Below are 17285 nucleotides of genomic sequence, written 5' to 3' on the forward strand. Positions count from 1 at the left end.
TCTATGAACGACGCGATGCGCTGGCCATGGCCGAGGGCGTGAAGGTCCATCACTCCTCGATTGCGGCGCTGCTCAAGCGGCTTGGTTTCACCTATAAAAAAATCGTTGGCGGCCTCTGAACCGCACCGCGCCCGTGTAAAGCAGACCCGGCACGCGTGGCAGGAACGGCGCATTCCCTTCATGCGTCGCCAGCCCGAACGGCTGGTGTTCATTGACGAAACCTCCGTGAAGACGAACCTGACCCGACTGCGGGGGCGCGCATGGCGCGGCCAGCGGCTGCGGATGGACGCGCCTTTGGGTGGCTGGGGCATGCAGACATTCATTGCGGGCCTCACGTCGGAGGGGCTCATCGCGCCTTGGGGGATAAAGGGGGCGATGGATGGCTCCGCTTTCGTGACTTATATTCGCGATGTCCTGGCCCCGGAACTGACGCCCGGCTCGGTCGTCATCCTCGACAACCTCGCGACCCACCGCAACGTCGAGGCCGCCGAAGCCGTCCGTGCCGCCAAATGTTGCTTCCTGTATCTGCCGCACTATTCACCCGATCTAAACCCCATTGAGCAGGCATTCTCGAAGCTGAAGGCGCATCTCCGCAAAATGGGCGCACGAACCTTCAGTGATCTGTTCAAAGCCCTCGGCGACATCTGCAACATGTTCTCGCCCCAAGAGTGCTGGAACTACTTCCACGCGGCAGGGTATGTATCAGGTTAAGGCCGAAACGCTCTATTATCATCGATGTAAGCAGGCGAACGCCATGCGTTCGAGAGAGGCTGCGCAAGTATCTGAAAACGCATCGCACGGCGTGCAGCCTGCGCCCGAAAAAGGGGGGCCTGCTCGCCCGATCAGCCGAACAAATGGCGGCATGAACACAAAGCTGCACGCCGTCACCGATGCGAAAGGCAGACCCATCCGCTTCTTCATGTCGGCAGGGCAAGTGAGCGACTACAAGGGCGCGGCAGCGATGTTGAGCTGCTTGCCAAAGGCTGACTGGCTATCGGCGGACCGGGTATGTGATGCTGACTGGCTGTGAAGAGCAGTAAGCGCCCCGTTGATACCGCCGCTTACGCGGCTTGACTTTCCGTCACGGATGCCAATGGCACCCAATTCCATGGCAGCAGTTCATCCAGCCGGTTTATCTTGTGATCATGGATACGGTCGAGGATGTCGGCGAGGTAGGCCAGCGGGTCGAGACCGTTCAGCTTGGCGGTTTCAATGACGCTCATTGCACGCGCGAGGGTTTCTGCACCGGTATCCGCTCCTGCAAATAACCAATTTTTTCGGCCGGTTCCAATCGGGCGCAGGGCGCGCTCGGCCGGGTTGTTGTCGATCGCTACACGTCCGTCGGTCAGGAACAGGCTGAAGGCCTCCTGCCGCGCGAGGCCGTAGCGGAAAGCTTTCGCCAGATCGCTTTTGCCCGGGATGCGCAGGAGTTGCTGTTCGGACCAGGCAAAGAAAGCCTCAACCTTTGGTTTGCTCAGCTTTTGACGTGCCGCATGACGGACGTCAGCGGGTTGGCCGTTGATGTCGCGCTCGACATCGTAGAACTTGCCGATCCGGTCGAGCGCCTCGCGAGCGATCTCGGATTTGGTTGAGGTCCAGAAGTCGTGGAAGTCGCGCCGGAGGTGGGCCCAACAGGCCGCTTCGCGCAAACGCGGTGGCCCGCCGTCAGGTTCTGGCTCATAGAGCTTGGCATAGCCCTTGTAGCCGTCGGCCTGAAGAATGCCGCGGGCGTTGGCCAGATGGCTGAGAACGTGTTCTTTCTTCCAATCCGGTGCGAACTGATAGACAGCCCCGGGTGGTGAAGCACCCGCCCATGGCCGTTGATCGCGCACATAAGCCCAGATCCGGCCTTTCTTGACCCCTTTGCCAAGTCCCTTGTCGCGCAGGCTGCGATCCAGCACCCGGATGGGTGTGTCGTCTGCGTGCAGCAGATCACTGGCCATGATGTCCGCCTCGATCCGTTCGATCAGCGGCTGCAGGGTCTTCATGGCCCGCCCGCACCAACCAACAAGCGTGCTTTCGGGAATATCTGCCCCCATGCGGGCGAAGATCTCGTGCTGGCGATATAACGGAAGGTGATCGTCGAACTTCGAGACCAGAACATGCGCCAGCAGGTTCGGACCGGCCATACTTCCCGGGATCGGGCGGCTGGGGGCTGGCTCCTGCACCATCCGCTCACAACGGCGGCAGGACTTCTTGATCCGGGCGATCTGGATCACCTTCATTTGGGCGGCGATCATATCGAGCAGTTCGCTGACGTCCTCACCCACGACACGCAGATCACCGCCGCAGCCGGGGCACCAGGGTCCAGTTCACGGCGTTCGCGCGGCGTCGCATCCGAGACACGTGGCCTGCGGCGCAACGCGGGCGCATCGGGAGCTTCCGGTGATGGCTCATCAGGACCTTCGTCGATGAGCGCGTCATCGTCTTCAGCCACCGCGACCAGCAGGTCTTCGAGCGCCAGTTCCAGCTGCTCAATCTCGCGTTCGATCTTTTCCGAGGATTTGCTGAAGGCCAGTTTCTGGAGTTTAGCGATCCGCAAACGCAGCGCTTGAACCAGTTGATAATGGACGTGCAACGTGGCCGATATTTTCGCGTTCTCCGCCTGCAAAACGGCGATCATCGCCTTCAAGACGGCGGGATCATCGGGCAGGTTTTCAGCGGGTTTCGACATGCGCCTGACTACCAAAAATCAGGCAAGAGAACCATATAAATAGGGCAAGCTGGACGAAAAAATCATCCGACCCGCGCCGGTGGAGCACCCCAATCAGGACGTCGCCAGTCGATCCCCTCCCACAACATCGCAAGCTGCGCAGATGTCATCCGCACCGCGCCATCCTTGGCGCTCGGCCAAGGGAAACGTCCGCGCTCGAGCACTTTGTAATAAAGGCAAAAACCCTGACCATCCCAATACAGCAGCTTTATCCGATCCCACGTCGCCCCCGGAACGCAAACACTGCACCACTGGCCGGCTTCTGATGCAGCACATCCTGGGTCAGCGCCGGCAACCCCGCGATCCCCTTGCGCATATCCGTCACGCCGCAGCCCAGATACACACGCACTCCGGTGCCGGGGCCAATCATGCGGCGTCCACCGCTCGGATCAGGGCTGTCACCGTGGCCGGGGCCACTGTGCTGTCAAAGTGCAAACTGCGCCCACCCCGCAGCCGCACTTCAACAGCAACTGGCGGCGGTAGCTCAGCGACCGGGGCCTGCACCACCGGCACTCCTACAGTCACGGGCATGTCCAGCGGCAAGAAAAGCGCCCCGGCATCGGGCGACCACAAGCCTTTCTTCTTCAGCTCATGCCGCCACGCGTAAATTTGCTGCCGCTTAATTTCATGGCGCTGCGCAACCTGTGTCACGCTCGCCCCGGCAATCCCAACCGACGCGACAATCTCAAGCTTGTCGTCGTCATGCCAAAAGCGTCGCCGCTCCGCCCCAAGAATTTCAACACGCATCACAGGCCCCGCATAAGAGACGTCAGTAATGACGTCATTAGCGACGTCTCTTAGATCATCGCAGCAGCCTCAGGCAGGCGGTGACAATGGCGCAGTTACGAAGTGCATTGTAAGACAAAGGGATAAACGCGTGAATCCTTGGTCGAAATTCCGGCAAAAAGGCCGTGAATTACGACAAGAGCCCTATAAAAAGCGCAATCGCATCGAGATCATGTTCGGTCGACTGAAAGACTGGAGACGGATTGCAACGCGTTACGACAGGCGTCCAGAGACATACCTCTCCGCAATCGAATTGGCCGCAACTGTTCTATTCTAACTCTGATTAAGAATGAGCCCTGACGCCAGCTAGCTAGTATAAGGGTAAATGGGGCACTTTCAGACCGCGTTATCGGTTATGTTGCCGTTCGACTGATAAATGCAAGTCAAGAATTGCTTTTAGACTGGTCCGGTTGATTGGCTTTATAAGCGAACCGCTCATACCCGCGTCGTAGAACCAAGTCAGATCTTCCGGAGTTGCATGGGCAGTTAGGGCAATCACAGGCGTAGATCGGTTCGGGCCGTCTTTCCTTATACTACGCGTAGCCACTACCCCGTTCATGCGTGGCATACTGATATCCATTAGAACCAAATCATACGTCCCTGTTAGTGCCTGTTGGACCCCCTCAGCGCCATCGTAAGCTTCGGTAACAATGCATCCATAGGATTTCAACATCTCCCGCGCGACAAGCCGGTTAATCTGGTTATCCTCGATCAAAAGTATTCTGCGGCCGTCATGTCGACTGCCACTGTCAATCTTTATGCCCTGCTGGATGTCCGTCTGCTCCTCCGCGATGGACAGTTTTAGGCGCAGATTGAAACTGCTCCCCTTGCCGATTTCACTTTCGACAGCGATTTCGCCTTCCATCGCGCCTACCAGACGTTTTACTATGGAGAGACCTAGACCGGTTCCTTCTACCTTGCGGTCGTAAAACGACCCGAGCGTTACAAACTCGTCAAAAATGCGATCAATGTCATTTTTTGCGATTCCGCTGCCGGTATCACTCACCTGCATCTCGATGCAGCCATCCATACCATGTCTGATCAAACGAATAGTGATATTCCCGCCATCCGTGAATTTTATGGCATTCCCGACAAGATTGACCAGAATCTGGCGGATTTTTCCGTCATCTCCGACCAGTTTCCGATTATCCTCACCATGCGTTTGGAACGCCAAGGTGTTGCCACGCTTTTCCGCAGTTGCGCGCAACCCCTCAAGCACATCTTCCGCCAGCGAAACAGGATCAAATATCCGGGATTTAACCTCTATTTCTCTGTTATATTCGCGTGATGCATCCAGCGCGTCGTTCACATGCTGCAGCAACAATCTGGCCGAGCGGTCCATGGCGTCAATATATCGACGCTGTTCATCATCCAGATCGGTGGATTTCAACAGGTCCAATGTACCCATTACACCATTCAACGGCGTTCGCATTTCATGGTTCATCGTTGCGATCATACGGGCCTTGGCGCGATCGCCCTCCAGGGCGTGATCGCGGGCTTCGATCAGTTCAGATTCGGCGGCAACCCTGCTGGTAACATCGCGCACAAAGGCAACCAATAAGGGCCCCTTTTTGTCACGATTGATCGACAGCGATACTTCGACGGGGATCAGATGGCCGGATTTATGTTTGGCCTGCGTCTGGCTGATACCAAGGTTTTTCAGCGGCGAGGCTCCGCGACCGTTACGCATCTGGTCCAATAGCGCGTTGACAGCCTCCATCCTGTCCGGAGGTGTCAGAATATCACGTATGTCAGCACCGATCGCTTCTGTTGAGGTAAATCCATAGATACGTTCAGCGGCCGAATTATAATTCTGGATGATGCCATCCTGATCAGCGACAACGATTGCATCGATTGAGGTTTCGAACAGTGAATTCAGGCGATTGCGAGCGGACATAATCTTGTTGTTCTGTGTCCGCGCAGATTTGACCAGAAACAGCAACACCAGAACGGTTGTTGCCAGAACCGCAAACAAAAGTGCGATGACCCTCGACATATCACGCAGTGTTTGCACCATTGCCGCGCGCCTGACATCAGAGATGTTGGCAAAATACCGGACGCCTTCCAGTGAAATTGTCCGATGTGCAGGCGCAATATTCTGAAATTTCTCGATCAGGTCCGGCACGGCGGCGCGCAATATCCTGTCATCGCTGTCGATAATCGGGATCGCGTCATCCATCATCCTTCTGATATCGGAAAGTGCGTGCGCGACAGTCGGCTCCAGCCGGTATTGCGCAAAATTCTGCCCTGATTCCAGAGTGCTTAGGCGAGAATAGAGCACATCAAACCGCTTGCGCAATTCTTGCGCGGGAATTGTGTCATCCATCAACATTTGTCTGGCAGTATCGCGCAGGGCCAGCAGCTCTACCTCGGACTGGGCGATGAACCACTGAATACTGTCCGACGTGGCAGTGCTTAATGTGTTAATCTGGCGGTTCATTTCCTGGTTAAAACGCCAGATTGTCCCGACGGCGAGTGTAACCACTGCCAGAAATGCGATCAGCGCCATCTGGTATTGACGCTTCATCGAAATTTCCCCCTGCGCTGGTCCGGCAATGAACCATATGACTAGATACGACGCTAACCGCGTTCCAACATCCGGTCCAGTTAACAAATACTGCGCATATAATGAAAATTTTCGGGAACAACCCTCTCTGCATTCTGCGGTGACATATCAGATCTGGCCGATTTCTTTTAAGGTGGTCCAAACCCACCAATTGATAAACGCGGCCGCGGCAAAGGGTCCGCGACCTTAATTGTAAATGTGTTGCACACGGCCACGTCCATACTGGACATCTCTTCTCCAAATTAGCTGCCGCAAGGAATTGGTTGCTGTCGTTGCCACACCGCGACGCACGTCTCGAAAGGCCAGCCCGCGCACCTGATAAACGCTAGTGCGAGATCATCCAGGGCCGTGTGCCGACCAAGGTCTTTGACCCATCAGGGCGGTGCAACGTACGGCTTGCTTTCTTCTTGCCGCCCGAACAGCATCCGCAACCGGGACCGTGGCTGCTAAGGCGCTTGGGACTATCGGCGCTGCGTTCGTTCGTATCATGGGCAATACGTCGGCCACCGTCCATATTGGCAATACGCGGCGCAGTCAGCATAACCCTTGGTGCGATGGCCGAACATTCCGGACAGGAACACGGGTCAGCATAGGCGGACATTGCTGCTAGCGCCTCGAACGGGCCGCAATGCGGGCAGGCATAATCATAGACGGGCATCGGGATCGCTCCTGAAAAGGGGAAGGCCGCACGGGATTGCGCGGCCTGCAAGAATTACAGATCGGGGGCCAGAGGCAGATCAACGGAACCGTCAACCAAAGGCGTCGGACCGTCTGATGATGGCATTAACTTGGACCCGTTTTCGAAAATATCGGTCGGCAGCCACAGCGTTGCGCAAGCGTTCGGCACATCGACCACGCCCGAGATATGCCCCTGAACCGGAGCTGTCCCCAGAATGGCATAGCCCTGCGCACCCGAATAGCCGAACTTTTTCAGGTACTCGATCGCATTCAGGCAGGCCTGACGATAGGCGACATGGACATCTAGATAGTGCTGCTTGCCCCCCTCATCGACGCTGATCCCTTCAAAGATCAGAAAATCGTCGTATTTCGGCACGATAGGTGATGGGCGGAAAATGGGGTTCTTGATGGCATATTTCTCCATTCCGCCCTTGATCAGCGTAACGCGGATATGTAGCCAGCCCGCCATTTCGATGGCGCCGCAAAAGGTAATTTCACCGTCGCCCTGACTGAAGTGCAAATCGCCCATCGAAAGGCCTGCACCATCGACATAGACGGGGAAATAGATCTTCGACCCGCGGCTAAGATCCTTGATGTCGCAATTGCCGCCATGTTCACGCGGGGGAACGGTACGCGCACCTTCGGCAGCAGCATTTTCGCGCGCCTCGCCCTTCAGTTTGCCCATATGGGCCGATTGCATGGTCGGCAGGTTGGCCAGCCCGGGGACACGGTCCGGATCGGTCGCAACCAATCCCTTTTCGCGGGTGTTCCACGTATCCAGCATCTTGCGATCGGGCAGACATCCGATCAGGCCGGGGTGGATCAGGCCGGCATAGCGCACACCCGGAATATGACGCGATTTGGTAAACATGCCGTCAAAATCCCAGATCGACTTCTGGGCCTCGGGGAAATGGTCGGTCAGGAAGCCGCCGCCGTTCTTTTTGGAAAAGAAGCCGTTAAAGCCCCAGTTCATTTCCTCTTTCGCGCCGATATCAAGGATATCCACGACCAGCAGATCACCTGGTTCGGCCCCTTTTACCCCGATCGGGCCGGACAGGTAATGCACCTGTTCCAGTTCCACATCACGCACGTCCGAAGCATCATCATTGTTGGCAATCTGTCCGCCCGTCCAGTCATAGGTTTCGACCTTGAAATCATCGCCCGGTTCGACCCAGCAGGCCATCGGGATATCGCAATGCCAGCGGTTGTGGATGTTTTCGTTGGTGTGGGGATCTTCGCTCAGGTTTACGGAAATCAGGGTGTCGGCCATCACGGCCTCCTTTCTTGCTTCAAACAGAGAGAAACTTCGAAACATGCGCCTCGTCGATGCCGGCGCGGGGGCTGTCATGGACCAGCGCACCCTTTTCCAGCACCAGAACGCGGTCGGCTACGTCCAGCGCAAAGCTGAGCACCTGTTCCGACACGACGATGGTCAGGCCGTGTTCGTCGCGGATGCGCCGCAGCGTTCGTGCCATCTCGCGGATGATCGAGGGTTGGATGCCTTCGGTCGGTTCATCCAGCAACAGGACCTTGGGGTCGGATGCCATGGCCCGTGCGATGGCCAGCTGCTGTTGCTGGCCACCCGACAAGTTGCCGCCGCGACGGTGCTTCATATCGACCAACACGGGAAACAGGTCATAGATGTTCGCAGGCACGGTTTTGCGACCGGTGACAGTCAGGCCGGTTTCGACATTTTCTTCGACGGTCATGGCGGAAAAAATCTGCCGCCCCTGCGGGACATAGGCCAATCCGTTGGCAACCCGGGCATGGGATTTCATTCCCCCGACCGGGGTCCCGTCCACGGCGACAGTCCCGTCCGTCGCCTGCACGATCCCCATCAAGGACTTCATAAGCGTGGTTTTGCCCATGCCGTTGCGCCCCATGATCGCCACGATTTGCCCTTTCGGAACTGTCAGGTCCAAACCGTTCAGGACACGGGATTCACCATAGCCCGATGTCAGGTTCTGGATGTTCAGCATGACGTCCCCCTTAATGCCCAAGATAGACTTCGACGACCGACGGATCGGCCTGCACATGGGCCATCGACCCTTCGGAAAGACGCTTGCCTTGATGCATAACCGTCACGCGGGTCGCGATATCGGCGACAAAGCCCATGTCGTGTTCGATGACGATAACCGCGCGATCCTTGATGATGCGGTTCAGCAATTCCGCGGTCTTCTTGCGTTCGGCGACCGACATCCCCGCGACGGGTTCGTCCAGCATCATCAATTCGGGGTCCTGGATCAGCAGCATCCCGATTTCGAGCCATTGCTTCTGGCCATGGCTCAGGATGCCTGCGCGTTCGTCCAGCATATCCGACAGAAAAATCGTTTCGGCGATCTCGCGGATGCGGCGGTTCACATCGGCGTCGCGCTTGAAGGTCAATGCACCAAAAACGCTGTGGCCCCGCGGATAGGAGATTTCCAGATTCTCGTAGACGCTCAGATCCTCATAGACTGAAGGTGTCTGGAACTTGCGCCCGACACCCGCGTGGACGATCTGGTCCTCGCGCATGCGGGTCAGTTCGTGGCCCTTGAAATTGATGGACCCTTCGGTGGCACGGGTGCGCCCACAGATCAGGTCCAGCACGGTCGTCTTGCCCGCGCCGTTGGGACCGATGATGACGCGGCATTCGTTCGGCTCGATATAAAAGCTGAGGCCGTTAACCGCCTTGAAACCGTCGAAGGAGACAGTCAGATCCTCGACTGACAGAATGAAATTCGGATTGTCCTGAACCATGGTGCCGTCACTCTGCCAGTTGGGGGTTTGAGGGTTTTGCCGCATGATTGCGGCGCGACAACTTCAAGCGCGGTTTGACATAATCGTCGTAAAGACCCGCCAGACCGTTCGGGAATGCCAGAACCACGGCGATGAACAGCCCGCCCAGGCCGAACAGCCACAGTTCGGGAAAGCTTTCCGACAGCGTCGTGCGCGCCCAGTTGACCAGCAGCGCGCCATAAACGGCCCCCAGCAGCGAATGACGACCACCCACCGCACAGAAAATAACCATTTCGATCGACGGCACGATGCCGACGATGGTGGGCGACATGAACCCGACCTGCAGGGTGAACATTGCACCCCCGACCGATGCCATCATCGCGCCGACACAGAAGATGAAGATCTTGAAGCTGGCCACGTCATAGCCCGAAAAGCGGACGCGATCCTCGGCGTCACGCATCGCGACCAGCACCCGCCCGAACTTGGACTTGCGGATGGCCATAGCGATAAAAAGGCAGGCGAACAGCAGAACGGCGTTCACGAAGTATAGCGCGGTCTTCGCGCTGTCGGGGCGAATGTCCCATCCCATCAGCGTGCGCAGATCGGTGATGCCATTCACGCCGCCAGTATAGCCCTGCTGCCCCACGATCAGGATCGTGGCAATGGCCGCAATGGCCTGCGTGATGATGGCGAAATAGACGCCCCCGACGCGGCGGCGGAACATCGCAAAACCGATGATCAGGGAAAACAGCGCAGGCACGGCCAGAATTGCCAGCACGGTAAAACCGAAGCTGTTGAAGGGCTGCCACCAGATCGGCAGGGCCGAAATCTGGTTCCAGTCCATGAAGTCGGGAATGCCCGGTGTCGACTGGATTGCGGTCGCCTCGGGGGTCGATGCCTCCAGCTTCAAAAACATCGCCATGCAATATCCGCCAAGGCCGAAGAACACCCCCTGCCCCAGGCTAAGGATACCGCCCGCCCCCCAACACAGTACCAGACCGACTGCGACAAAGGCATAGGTCAGATATTTGCCGAACAGGTTAAGCCGGAAATCGTCCAGCATCAGGGGGAACACGATAAAGATGATCAGCGCCAGAATGGCGAAGCCGACAGCCTCGTCGCGTTTCAGGAATGACGTTTTGGTCATCTATCGGCCCTCACTTGCGAAGCTTGATGGAAAACAGCCCCTGCGGACGCAGCATCAGTATGCCCACGACGACCAGCAGCGTGATGACCTTGGCCATCGAGCCGGAGAGGAAGAATTCAAGAATAGATTGCGCCTGGCTGATCGAGAACGCCGAGGCGATAGTGCCCAGCAGGCTGGCCGCGCCGCCGAAAACAACAACAAGGAAAGTGTCGACGATATAGGCCTGACCGGATGTCGGCCCCGTCGATCCGATCATGGTGAAAGCCGCGCCCGCAATGCCCGCAACTCCGCATCCGATGCCGAATGTCAGACGGTCGGTGCGTTCGGTGTCAATGCCCACGGCGCCGGCCATTGTGCGGTTCTGCGTCACGGCGCGGACCTGCCGTCCCCAACCGGATTTAAACATCATCACATAGACCGCAGCGGAAATCCCAAGGGCCAGAACCATGACGAAGATGCCGTTGATGGGCACCTCGATCAGATCGGTCAAAGGCAAGGATCCCATCATCCAACTGGGGATGGTGACGCCGACCTCGCGCGCGCCGAACAGCGACCGGAAGGATTGTTGCAGGATCAGGCTAAGGCCCCATGTCGCCAGCAAAGTGTCCAGCGGACGCTTGTAAAGATGGCGAATGATAGCCCATTCCACGAACATGCCCAAAAGGCCCGACGCACAGAACGCCAGCACCATTGCCACGAAAAAATAGGCCCCGAACAACGCGGGTGCATAGGTCGCGAAGGCTTGGGACACCAGATAGGTGACATAGGCCCCAAGGATCATGAATTCGCCATGGGCCATGTTGATGACGCCCATCTGGCCGAAAATAATGGCCAAACCCAGGGCCATCAGGACAAAGACCGAAAACAGGATCAGTCCGGCAAAGCCCTGCATCGCGAAGATCGCGCCAAGCTCTGGAAGCGAATACCCCGAAAACATCGGCAGCACTCCTGTCGAGAAGGGAAGGAATGGGCGGCCCGCGCGGCCGCCCGCGGGGTGCTTACTGATAGCCTTCGGGGAAGGGATCAGGCTCGACCAGATCATCGGTGGTAAATACCACCTCGTACTGGCCGTCCGCCATCGCATGGCCGACGCGGGTCTTGGACCACAAGTGATGGTTTTCATGGATCTTGACATAGCCTTCCGGCGCGGTCGTCAATTCGATCCCGGGGCTTGCCTCGCGGACCTTGTCCACATCGAAGGACCCTGCCTTTTCGACAGCGGCCTTCCACAGCCATGGACCCAGATAGGCAGCCTGCGTCACATCGCCGATGACCATGTCATCGCCCCACATTTCCTTGAAAGCGGCGACGAACTCCTTGTTGTTCTCGTTCTCAAGCGACTGGAAATACTTCATGCAGGCATAAGCGCCTTCGATATTTTCACCGCCGATGCCGCGGATTTCATCCTCGGTCACAGAAATGGTCAGCAACAGGGGTGCTTCCTCGGTCATGTCGATGCCCGCGGCCTTCAGCTGCTTGTAGAAGGAGACGTTCGACCCACCCACAACGATGGCATAGATCACATCCGGTTTTTTCAGGCGGATCTTGTTGATGACAGAATTGAACTGGGTATGGCCAAGCGGGTAATATTCCTCACCCACGACTTCTCCGCCCAGCTTGTCCTCGATATGCTTGCGGGCAATCTTGTTCGAAGTACGCGGCCAGATATAATCCGATCCCAGCAGATAGAACGACTTGGCGCCCTTTTCACGCGCTACCCAGTCAAGGCCTGCGATGATCTGCTGCGTGGCTTCCTGACCGGTATAGATGACGTTCGGGCTTTCTTCCAAACCCTCATAGAAGGTCGGGTAATACAGCATCCCGTTATGCTGTTCAAAGACCGGCAATACGGCCTTGCGGCTGGCCGAGGTCCAGCAACCCATGACACTGGCGACCTTATCGTTAACCAACAGCTTGCGGGCTTTTTCCGCAAATGTCGGCCAGTCCGACGCCCCATCTTCCTGGATCGTTTCGATCTTGCGGCCCAGGACACCGCCTTGGGCGTTGATCTGTTCGATGGCCAGCTTTTCGGCCTGAACCGATCCGGTTTCGGAAATCGACATGGTGCCACTGATCGAATGCAGGATGCCGACCTGAACAGTATCGTCGGTCACGGCCAATCCGGTAGTATTCACCTGATCGGTCGGAAAGTCCTGTGCACGCAGACCTTTGGGCAAGAACAGCGATGCCCCGATTGCCGCACCGCCCGCCAGAATTGCGCGACGTGACATCGCAGGAAAGGGAGCCTTCTTGTGGTCAGCCATGTTGTCCTCACTGGTTATCGCCTTGGTTAACCAGAGGTTGGCCCGTGTTGCTGCGCCGCGGAATACGTCAAATGACTTATATGCCTGCGCAGAATTTCCCCTTATGCCGGTTTCCCATGATCTGACCGTCTGTAAACAGCGGACGACGTTGCACGAAGGGGCCGACGGATGAGCACGCTGCTGCACGCCACGACTGCTAAACGTGAATACAACCGGCTTGTCGCCGATGAGACGATGGAGGATTTCGCCCTGCGTTTCACCGCACGCCGCGCAAGGCGGTGGTCGGCAGCATGGGTAGCAAATGCTGCGTTAGGCTCGATCTCGTTTCTTGCACTCGAGGCGATCGGCGCAGCGCTAACTTTGGGATTCGGGTTTTCCACCGCTTTAACCGCAATCATTACGGTTTGCTTGATCCTGTTCGCCACGGGACTACCCATCGCGTATTACGCGGCACGCTATGGCGTCGATATCGACCTACTGACGCGGGGTGCGGGCTTTGGCTACCTGGGGTCGACGCTGACATCGCTAATTTATGCCAGCTTTACGTTTATTTTCTTCGCGCTAGAGGCTGCAATCCTTGCGCTTGCCCTGGATTTCTGTTTCGGCGTTCCCTTGTGGGCGGGATATATTGCATCGGTTGTAGTGGTCATTCCGCTGGTCGCGCACGGGTTCACCCGCATATCGCGTTTCCAGGCATGGACGCAGATCCCGTGGCTCGTGATGAACGCCGTTCCTTTTGTGCTGATCGCCATGATGGGGCTGGGCCATACGGGCTGGACCGATTTCCGTGGCCTTGACGGCACGCGTGATCTGACGCTTTTGTCGTTCGGTGCAGCATCGGCTGTGGCGCTGTCGATGATTGCGCAGATCGGCGAACAGGTCGATTTCCTGCGCTTCCTGCCCGAACCATCGAACCGACGCGAACGTATCGGCTGGTGGGCAGCAGTTCTGGCCGCCGGACCTGGATGGGCGGTCATCGGCGGACTGAAAATGCTAGCGGGATCGTTCCTGACGGTGCTCGCGATCACGGCAGGAACCGGCGTGACCGATCTTGCCGACCCCGCGCATCTGTATTTCGTAGCGTTCGAAACTGTTCTGGGTCATCCAACTTTCGCGCTGGCTATGACTGGGGTCTTTATTATTCTGTGCCAGATGAAAATCAACGTGACCAATGCCTATGCCGGATCAATTGCATGGTCTAACTTCTTTTCGCGGTTGACCCATGCCCACCCCGGTCGCGTGGTCTGGCTGGTCTTCAATGTCGCAATTGCCTTTCTTCTGATGCAATTCGGTGTTTTCGACGCAATTGAGGCCACCCTCAGTTTCTATTCTACGGTCGCATTGGGATGGGTCGGCGCGATCTTTGCCGATCTGGTGATCAACAAACCCCTTGGCCTTAGCCCCAAGGGAATCGAATTCCGCCGTGCCTATCTTTACGATCTGAACCCTGTTGGGCTGGGTGCCATGGGGGGTGCGGTCGGGATAGGTCTCTTGGCGAGCGGCGGTTTTATAGGGGAAACGGCAGCGGCGTTGTCGGCCTTCGTGTCACTTGGCACGGCTATCCTTTTTGCGCCACTGATCGCGATTGTGACCAAGGGCCGGTTCTATATCGCCCGTCGACCTGCCATTTTCGCAGCAGGAACGCATCTGTGCGACACTTGCGGTTACGGCTTCGAAGCACCCGATATGGCCATGTGCCCCTTTATCGAAGGCAACATCTGTTCGCTGTGCTGTTCACTGGAAGCAGGATGTGGTGACCGGTGCAAGCCCCACGGACGGGCCAGCACTTCTATTCGTGCAGCTGTCGAAACCGCCGCCGCACCGGCATTGTCGCGGTTTTTGACCTCGCGCGCGGGGGTGTTTTCGGTGACATTCTGCGCGGTCGTTATTTCCACCGCATTGCTGCTAGGCTTTCTGTTTCGTATCCGGCTGTCGGGCAGCTATGGCACTGTTCTGGGGGCGATTTTCTGCGCTGCCGTGGTCTTTATCGGGGTCGGTATCTGGATGGTTATCCTCGGGCGCGAAAGTAGGCGGAACGCCCGCGACGAGGCGGACCGCCAGACCCTGCGCCTGCTTCAGGAAATCCGCGCCCATGAACGAACCGATCTTGCCTTACAGAACGCCAAGGAAAAGGCCGAGGCCGCCAATTTTGCCAAGACCCGTTATCTTGCGGGCCTTAGCCATGAAATCCGCACACCGCTTAACGCCATTTTCGGCTTTGCCCAGATCGTCGAGGCCGATCCCGATATCCCCATGCGCCGCCGCGAGGCTGTCCGCACCATCCGGCGGTCCTCGGAACATTTGGCAGGGTTGATCGAGGGATTGCTGGACATCTCGAAGATCGAGGTCGGCCAGATCGAACTGTCGCGGGAACGTATCAACCTGCCGGGTTTCCTAAGCCAGATCGGCGCATTGTTTCGCGAACAGGCACGCGCCAAGGGTCTGGCCCTGTCGATCACCACGAATGGCACCCTGCCTGTATGGATCATGTCCGATGAAAAGCGGTTGCGGCAAATTATGATCAACCTGCTGACCAATGCCGTCCGCTATACGGCCCAAGGATCGGTGTCGCTGGCCTTTACTTATCGTAACGAAGTTGCAACCATTACCGTCACCGATACCGGCCAAGGCATCGCCCCCGAACAGATGGAACGGATGTGGCGCCCTTTCGAACGCTGCGGTGACCAGCATCCGGGTGGTTCGGGACTGGGGCTGACCATCACCAAGCTGCTGGTCGATATTCTGGGCGGAGAAATTGTCGCGGAAAGCACACAGGGTAAGGGCAGCACCTTCCGCGTGCGCCTGATGCTGCCCTCGGTTCCGGATCACGCGGCAAGGCCGGGACGTCAGGCTGATCTGGATGAGGAAACCCGTGCCTCGGGCTATGGCGGGCGTCGCCGGACTTTAATGATTGTCGATGATGATCTGAACCACCTAACTTTGTTCGACAGTTTCTTCGGTGATCTGGGGTTCAACATCGTGGCCGCCCCTGAAACGACCACTGCGCGCTTTATGTTGAACGATGTATCGCCGGACCTGTTCGTACTGGATGTCGACATGCCGGGCGAAGACGGTTGGAGCTTTGCGCAGTCGCTGCGGCAGGGCGGGCACCGCACAACGCCGATCCTGATGTGCACCGGTCACGCCCTGCAGGTCGGGGCCAGACAACCCGATACACAGGTTCATGACGGCTTCCTGATCAAGCCTTATACGCTGACCGATATGCTGGAAACGATCGCAACCCTGCTGCGTCTGGACCTGCTGTATGAAACACAAGGTGTAGATACCGCAGCCGATACGCTGCGGCCCCTGTCAAATGCCGAAATGGAGGTTTTGCTGTCATCCGCGCGCATCGGCCATGCACGGGGTCTGTCACGGCATCTGGACCTGATCGAGACCGATCTGGGGTCCCCGTCACAGGCAACAAAGACCCTGCGCGGGCATTTGGACGACTACGACCTTCCCGCAATCGAGGAGACGCTGATCCGATGGATGAATATATGACGCACCCGGTGTCCGGCATCGCAACGATGGCGTTGATTGTCGATGATGACCCCGGATCGGTCGGGATGGTGTCCGAGGCGCTGGAAGATAGCGGCACGACCGTCATCGTTGCCCGTGATGGCAATAGGGCGCTGGAATTACTGGGCCGCATTGATCCCGATGTTATCTTGCTGGATGCGCTAATGCCCGGCATGGACGGGTTTGAAACCTGCCGGCTTATGAAATCCCAACCAGTGATGACGGATGCACCCGTGATTTTTATGACCGGCCTGACAGGGTCCGAGGATGTCCGGCGGGGTTTGGCAGCGGGGGGTGTCGATTACGTTACCAAACCCGTGAATGTCGATGAGCTGATCGCCCGCGTCACGACCCATATTTTGAATGCACGACAGATACGCGACCTCAGGTCGGCTTTCGATGCACAGGACCGGTCGATCATTGCAGTTACCCCACAGGGCAGTCTGGCTTGGGGCTCGCCCCGTGCGCTAGAACAGATGGAGGCTGCACGCTTGGTAGATAATGACCGTGCGCCGGCTCCGGCATTGGCAAAATGGCTGGCAGACCTGCCTGCACAACCGGTTTCCACCGCAATCCCGTTTCGCGACAGCCGGTTGATCCTGCGATATACCGGCCGGACAGGTGAAGGCCACCTGTTGATCCGGGTCGAACCGCAACAGGGCGGCAACAATGACCGGATCCTGATCGACCGCTTCGCCCTGACATCACGCGAGGCCGAGGTTCTCATCTGGTTGTCCCAAGGCAAGGCCAACCGTGATATTGCCGACATCCTGACATTAAGCACCCGCACGGTGAACAAACATCTGGAACAGGTTTTCCAAAAACTGGGCGTCGATAATAGGACCTCGGCCGCGCTTATGGCAGACCGGTTGTTATCATCACGCCACTGAA

General features: G+C 57.5%; 12 protein-coding genes and 4 pseudogenes. 5 read left to right on the forward strand and 11 right to left on the reverse strand.

The window, feature by feature from the left end:
- Positions 1 to 105 precede the first annotated feature (105 nt).
- Together DWB67_RS14455 and DWB67_RS14460 are read left to right on the forward strand one after the other, a co-directional pair.
- Positions 106 to 711, forward strand: coding sequence for an IS630 family transposase (locus DWB67_RS14455; protein WP_182911597.1), 606 nt, complete (start codon positions 106 to 108; stop codon positions 709 to 711).
- 68 nt (positions 712 to 779) lie between these two features.
- Positions 780 to 1024: pseudogene (locus DWB67_RS14460) on the forward strand (IS5/IS1182 family transposase); the annotation flags it as partial.
- Positions 1025 to 1061: 37 nt separating this feature from the next.
- Here the strand turns inward: DWB67_RS14460 and DWB67_RS14465 are convergent.
- The 3 genes and pseudogenes from DWB67_RS14465 to DWB67_RS14475 all read right to left on the reverse strand — a co-directional run bounded on the left by DWB67_RS14465 (position 1062) and on the right by DWB67_RS14475 (position 3460).
- A pseudogene (locus DWB67_RS14465) lies at positions 1062 to 2674 on the reverse strand (IS66 family transposase).
- Between the two features lie 62 nt (positions 2675 to 2736).
- A pseudogene (gene tnpB / locus DWB67_RS14470) lies at positions 2737 to 3083 on the reverse strand (IS66 family insertion sequence element accessory protein TnpB).
- A complete protein-coding gene (locus tag DWB67_RS14475) occupies positions 3080 to 3460 on the reverse strand; it encodes a transposase (RefSeq protein WP_119808306.1) in 381 nt (126 codons plus the stop codon). Before DWB67_RS14475 ends, tnpB begins: the two are co-directional and overlap by 4 nt.
- Positions 3461 to 3594: 134 nt before the next feature.
- On the opposite strand from DWB67_RS14475, the pseudogene DWB67_RS14480 reads away from it, so the two are divergent.
- A pseudogene (locus tag DWB67_RS14480) lies at positions 3595 to 3776 on the forward strand (transposase); the annotation flags it as partial.
- Positions 3777 to 3845: 69 nt separating this feature from the next.
- On the opposite strand, the gene DWB67_RS14485 reads toward DWB67_RS14480, so the two are convergent.
- The 8 genes from DWB67_RS14485 to urtA all read right to left on the reverse strand — a co-directional run bounded on the left by DWB67_RS14485 (position 3846) and on the right by urtA (position 12839).
- Complete coding sequence (locus tag DWB67_RS14485; RefSeq protein WP_119808308.1) at positions 3846 to 6026, reverse strand: ATP-binding protein; 2181 nt, start codon at positions 6024 to 6026, stop codon at positions 3846 to 3848.
- A gap of 364 nt (positions 6027 to 6390) precedes the next feature.
- Positions 6391 to 6723, reverse strand: coding sequence for a zinc ribbon domain-containing protein (locus tag DWB67_RS14490; RefSeq protein ID WP_119808310.1), 333 nt, complete (start codon positions 6721 to 6723; stop codon positions 6391 to 6393).
- Between the two features lie 54 nt (positions 6724 to 6777).
- On the reverse strand, positions 6778 to 8013 hold the full coding sequence (gene fmdA, locus DWB67_RS14495) for a formamidase (protein WP_119808312.1): 1236 nt from the start codon (positions 8011 to 8013) through the stop codon (positions 6778 to 6780).
- Between the two features lie 19 nt (positions 8014 to 8032).
- On the reverse strand, positions 8033 to 8722 hold the full coding sequence (urtE, locus tag DWB67_RS14500; RefSeq protein WP_119808314.1) for an urea ABC transporter ATP-binding subunit UrtE: 690 nt from the start codon (positions 8720 to 8722) through the stop codon (positions 8033 to 8035).
- A gap of 10 nt (positions 8723 to 8732) precedes the next feature.
- The gene (urtD, locus tag DWB67_RS14505) at positions 8733 to 9482 is read right to left on the reverse strand and encodes an urea ABC transporter ATP-binding protein UrtD (protein WP_119808316.1); all 750 of its coding nucleotides are present in this window, start codon (positions 9480 to 9482) and stop codon (positions 8733 to 8735) included.
- 7 nt (positions 9483 to 9489) lie between these two features.
- Entirely contained in the window at positions 9490 to 10608 is a 1119-nt protein-coding gene (gene urtC, locus DWB67_RS14510; RefSeq protein ID WP_119808318.1) for an urea ABC transporter permease subunit UrtC, read from the reverse strand.
- A 10-nt stretch (positions 10609 to 10618) separates the two neighbouring features.
- On the reverse strand, positions 10619 to 11545 hold the full coding sequence (urtB, locus tag DWB67_RS14515; RefSeq protein WP_119808320.1) for an urea ABC transporter permease subunit UrtB: 927 nt from the start codon (positions 11543 to 11545) through the stop codon (positions 10619 to 10621).
- A gap of 61 nt (positions 11546 to 11606) precedes the next feature.
- Positions 11607 to 12839 (reverse strand): urea ABC transporter substrate-binding protein, encoded by a 1233-nt coding sequence (gene urtA / locus DWB67_RS14520; protein ID WP_255418692.1) that lies wholly within the window; start codon positions 12837 to 12839, stop codon positions 11607 to 11609.
- A gap of 201 nt (positions 12840 to 13040) precedes the next feature.
- Between urtA and DWB67_RS14525 the strand changes: the two genes are divergently transcribed.
- Positions 13041 to 16376: an ATP-binding protein gene (locus DWB67_RS14525; RefSeq protein ID WP_119808324.1), complete on the forward strand. Its 3336-nt coding sequence runs from the start codon at positions 13041 to 13043 to the stop codon at positions 16374 to 16376.
- Complete coding sequence (locus DWB67_RS14530; protein ID WP_119808351.1) at positions 16373 to 17284, forward strand: DNA-binding response regulator; 912 nt, start codon at positions 16373 to 16375, stop codon at positions 17282 to 17284. Before DWB67_RS14525 ends, DWB67_RS14530 begins: the two co-directional genes overlap by 4 nt.
- The last annotated feature ends 1 nt before the right edge of the window (position 17285 follow it).

The sequence above is a fragment of the Paracoccus sp. JM45 genome, assembly GCF_003590715.1.
Taxonomy (GTDB): Bacteria; Pseudomonadota; Alphaproteobacteria; order Rhodobacterales; family Rhodobacteraceae; genus Paracoccus.

Excerpts from the sequence above, each read along its gene's own strand:
- DWB67_RS14475 (WP_119808306.1), bottom strand. The coding sequence starts at position 3,460 with ATGCGTGTTGAAATTCTTGGGGCGGAGCGGCGACGCTTTTGGCATGAC.
- DWB67_RS14485 (WP_119808308.1), bottom strand. The coding sequence starts at position 6,026 with ATGAAGCGTCAATACCAGATGGCGCTGATCGCATTTCTGGCAGTGGTT.
- DWB67_RS14490 (WP_119808310.1), bottom strand. The coding sequence starts at position 6,723 with ATGCCCGTCTATGATTATGCCTGCCCGCATTGCGGCCCGTTCGAGGCG.
- fmdA (WP_119808312.1), bottom strand. The coding sequence starts at position 8,013 with ATGGCCGACACCCTGATTTCCGTAAACCTGAGCGAAGATCCCCACACC.
- urtE (WP_119808314.1), bottom strand. The coding sequence starts at position 8,722 with ATGCTGAACATCCAGAACCTGACATCGGGCTATGGTGAATCCCGTGTC.
- urtD (WP_119808316.1), bottom strand. The coding sequence starts at position 9,482 with ATGGTTCAGGACAATCCGAATTTCATTCTGTCAGTCGAGGATCTGACT.
- urtC (WP_119808318.1), bottom strand. The coding sequence starts at position 10,608 with ATGACCAAAACGTCATTCCTGAAACGCGACGAGGCTGTCGGCTTCGCC.
- urtB (WP_119808320.1), bottom strand. The coding sequence starts at position 11,545 with ATGTTTTCGGGGTATTCGCTTCCAGAGCTTGGCGCGATCTTCGCGATG.
- urtA (WP_255418692.1), bottom strand. The coding sequence starts at position 12,839 with ATGTCACGTCGCGCAATTCTGGCGGGCGGTGCGGCAATCGGGGCATCG.
- DWB67_RS14525 (WP_119808324.1), top strand. The coding sequence starts at position 13,041 with ATGAGCACGCTGCTGCACGCCACGACTGCTAAACGTGAATACAACCGG.
- DWB67_RS14530 (WP_119808351.1), top strand. The coding sequence starts at position 16,373 with ATGACGCACCCGGTGTCCGGCATCGCAACGATGGCGTTGATTGTCGAT.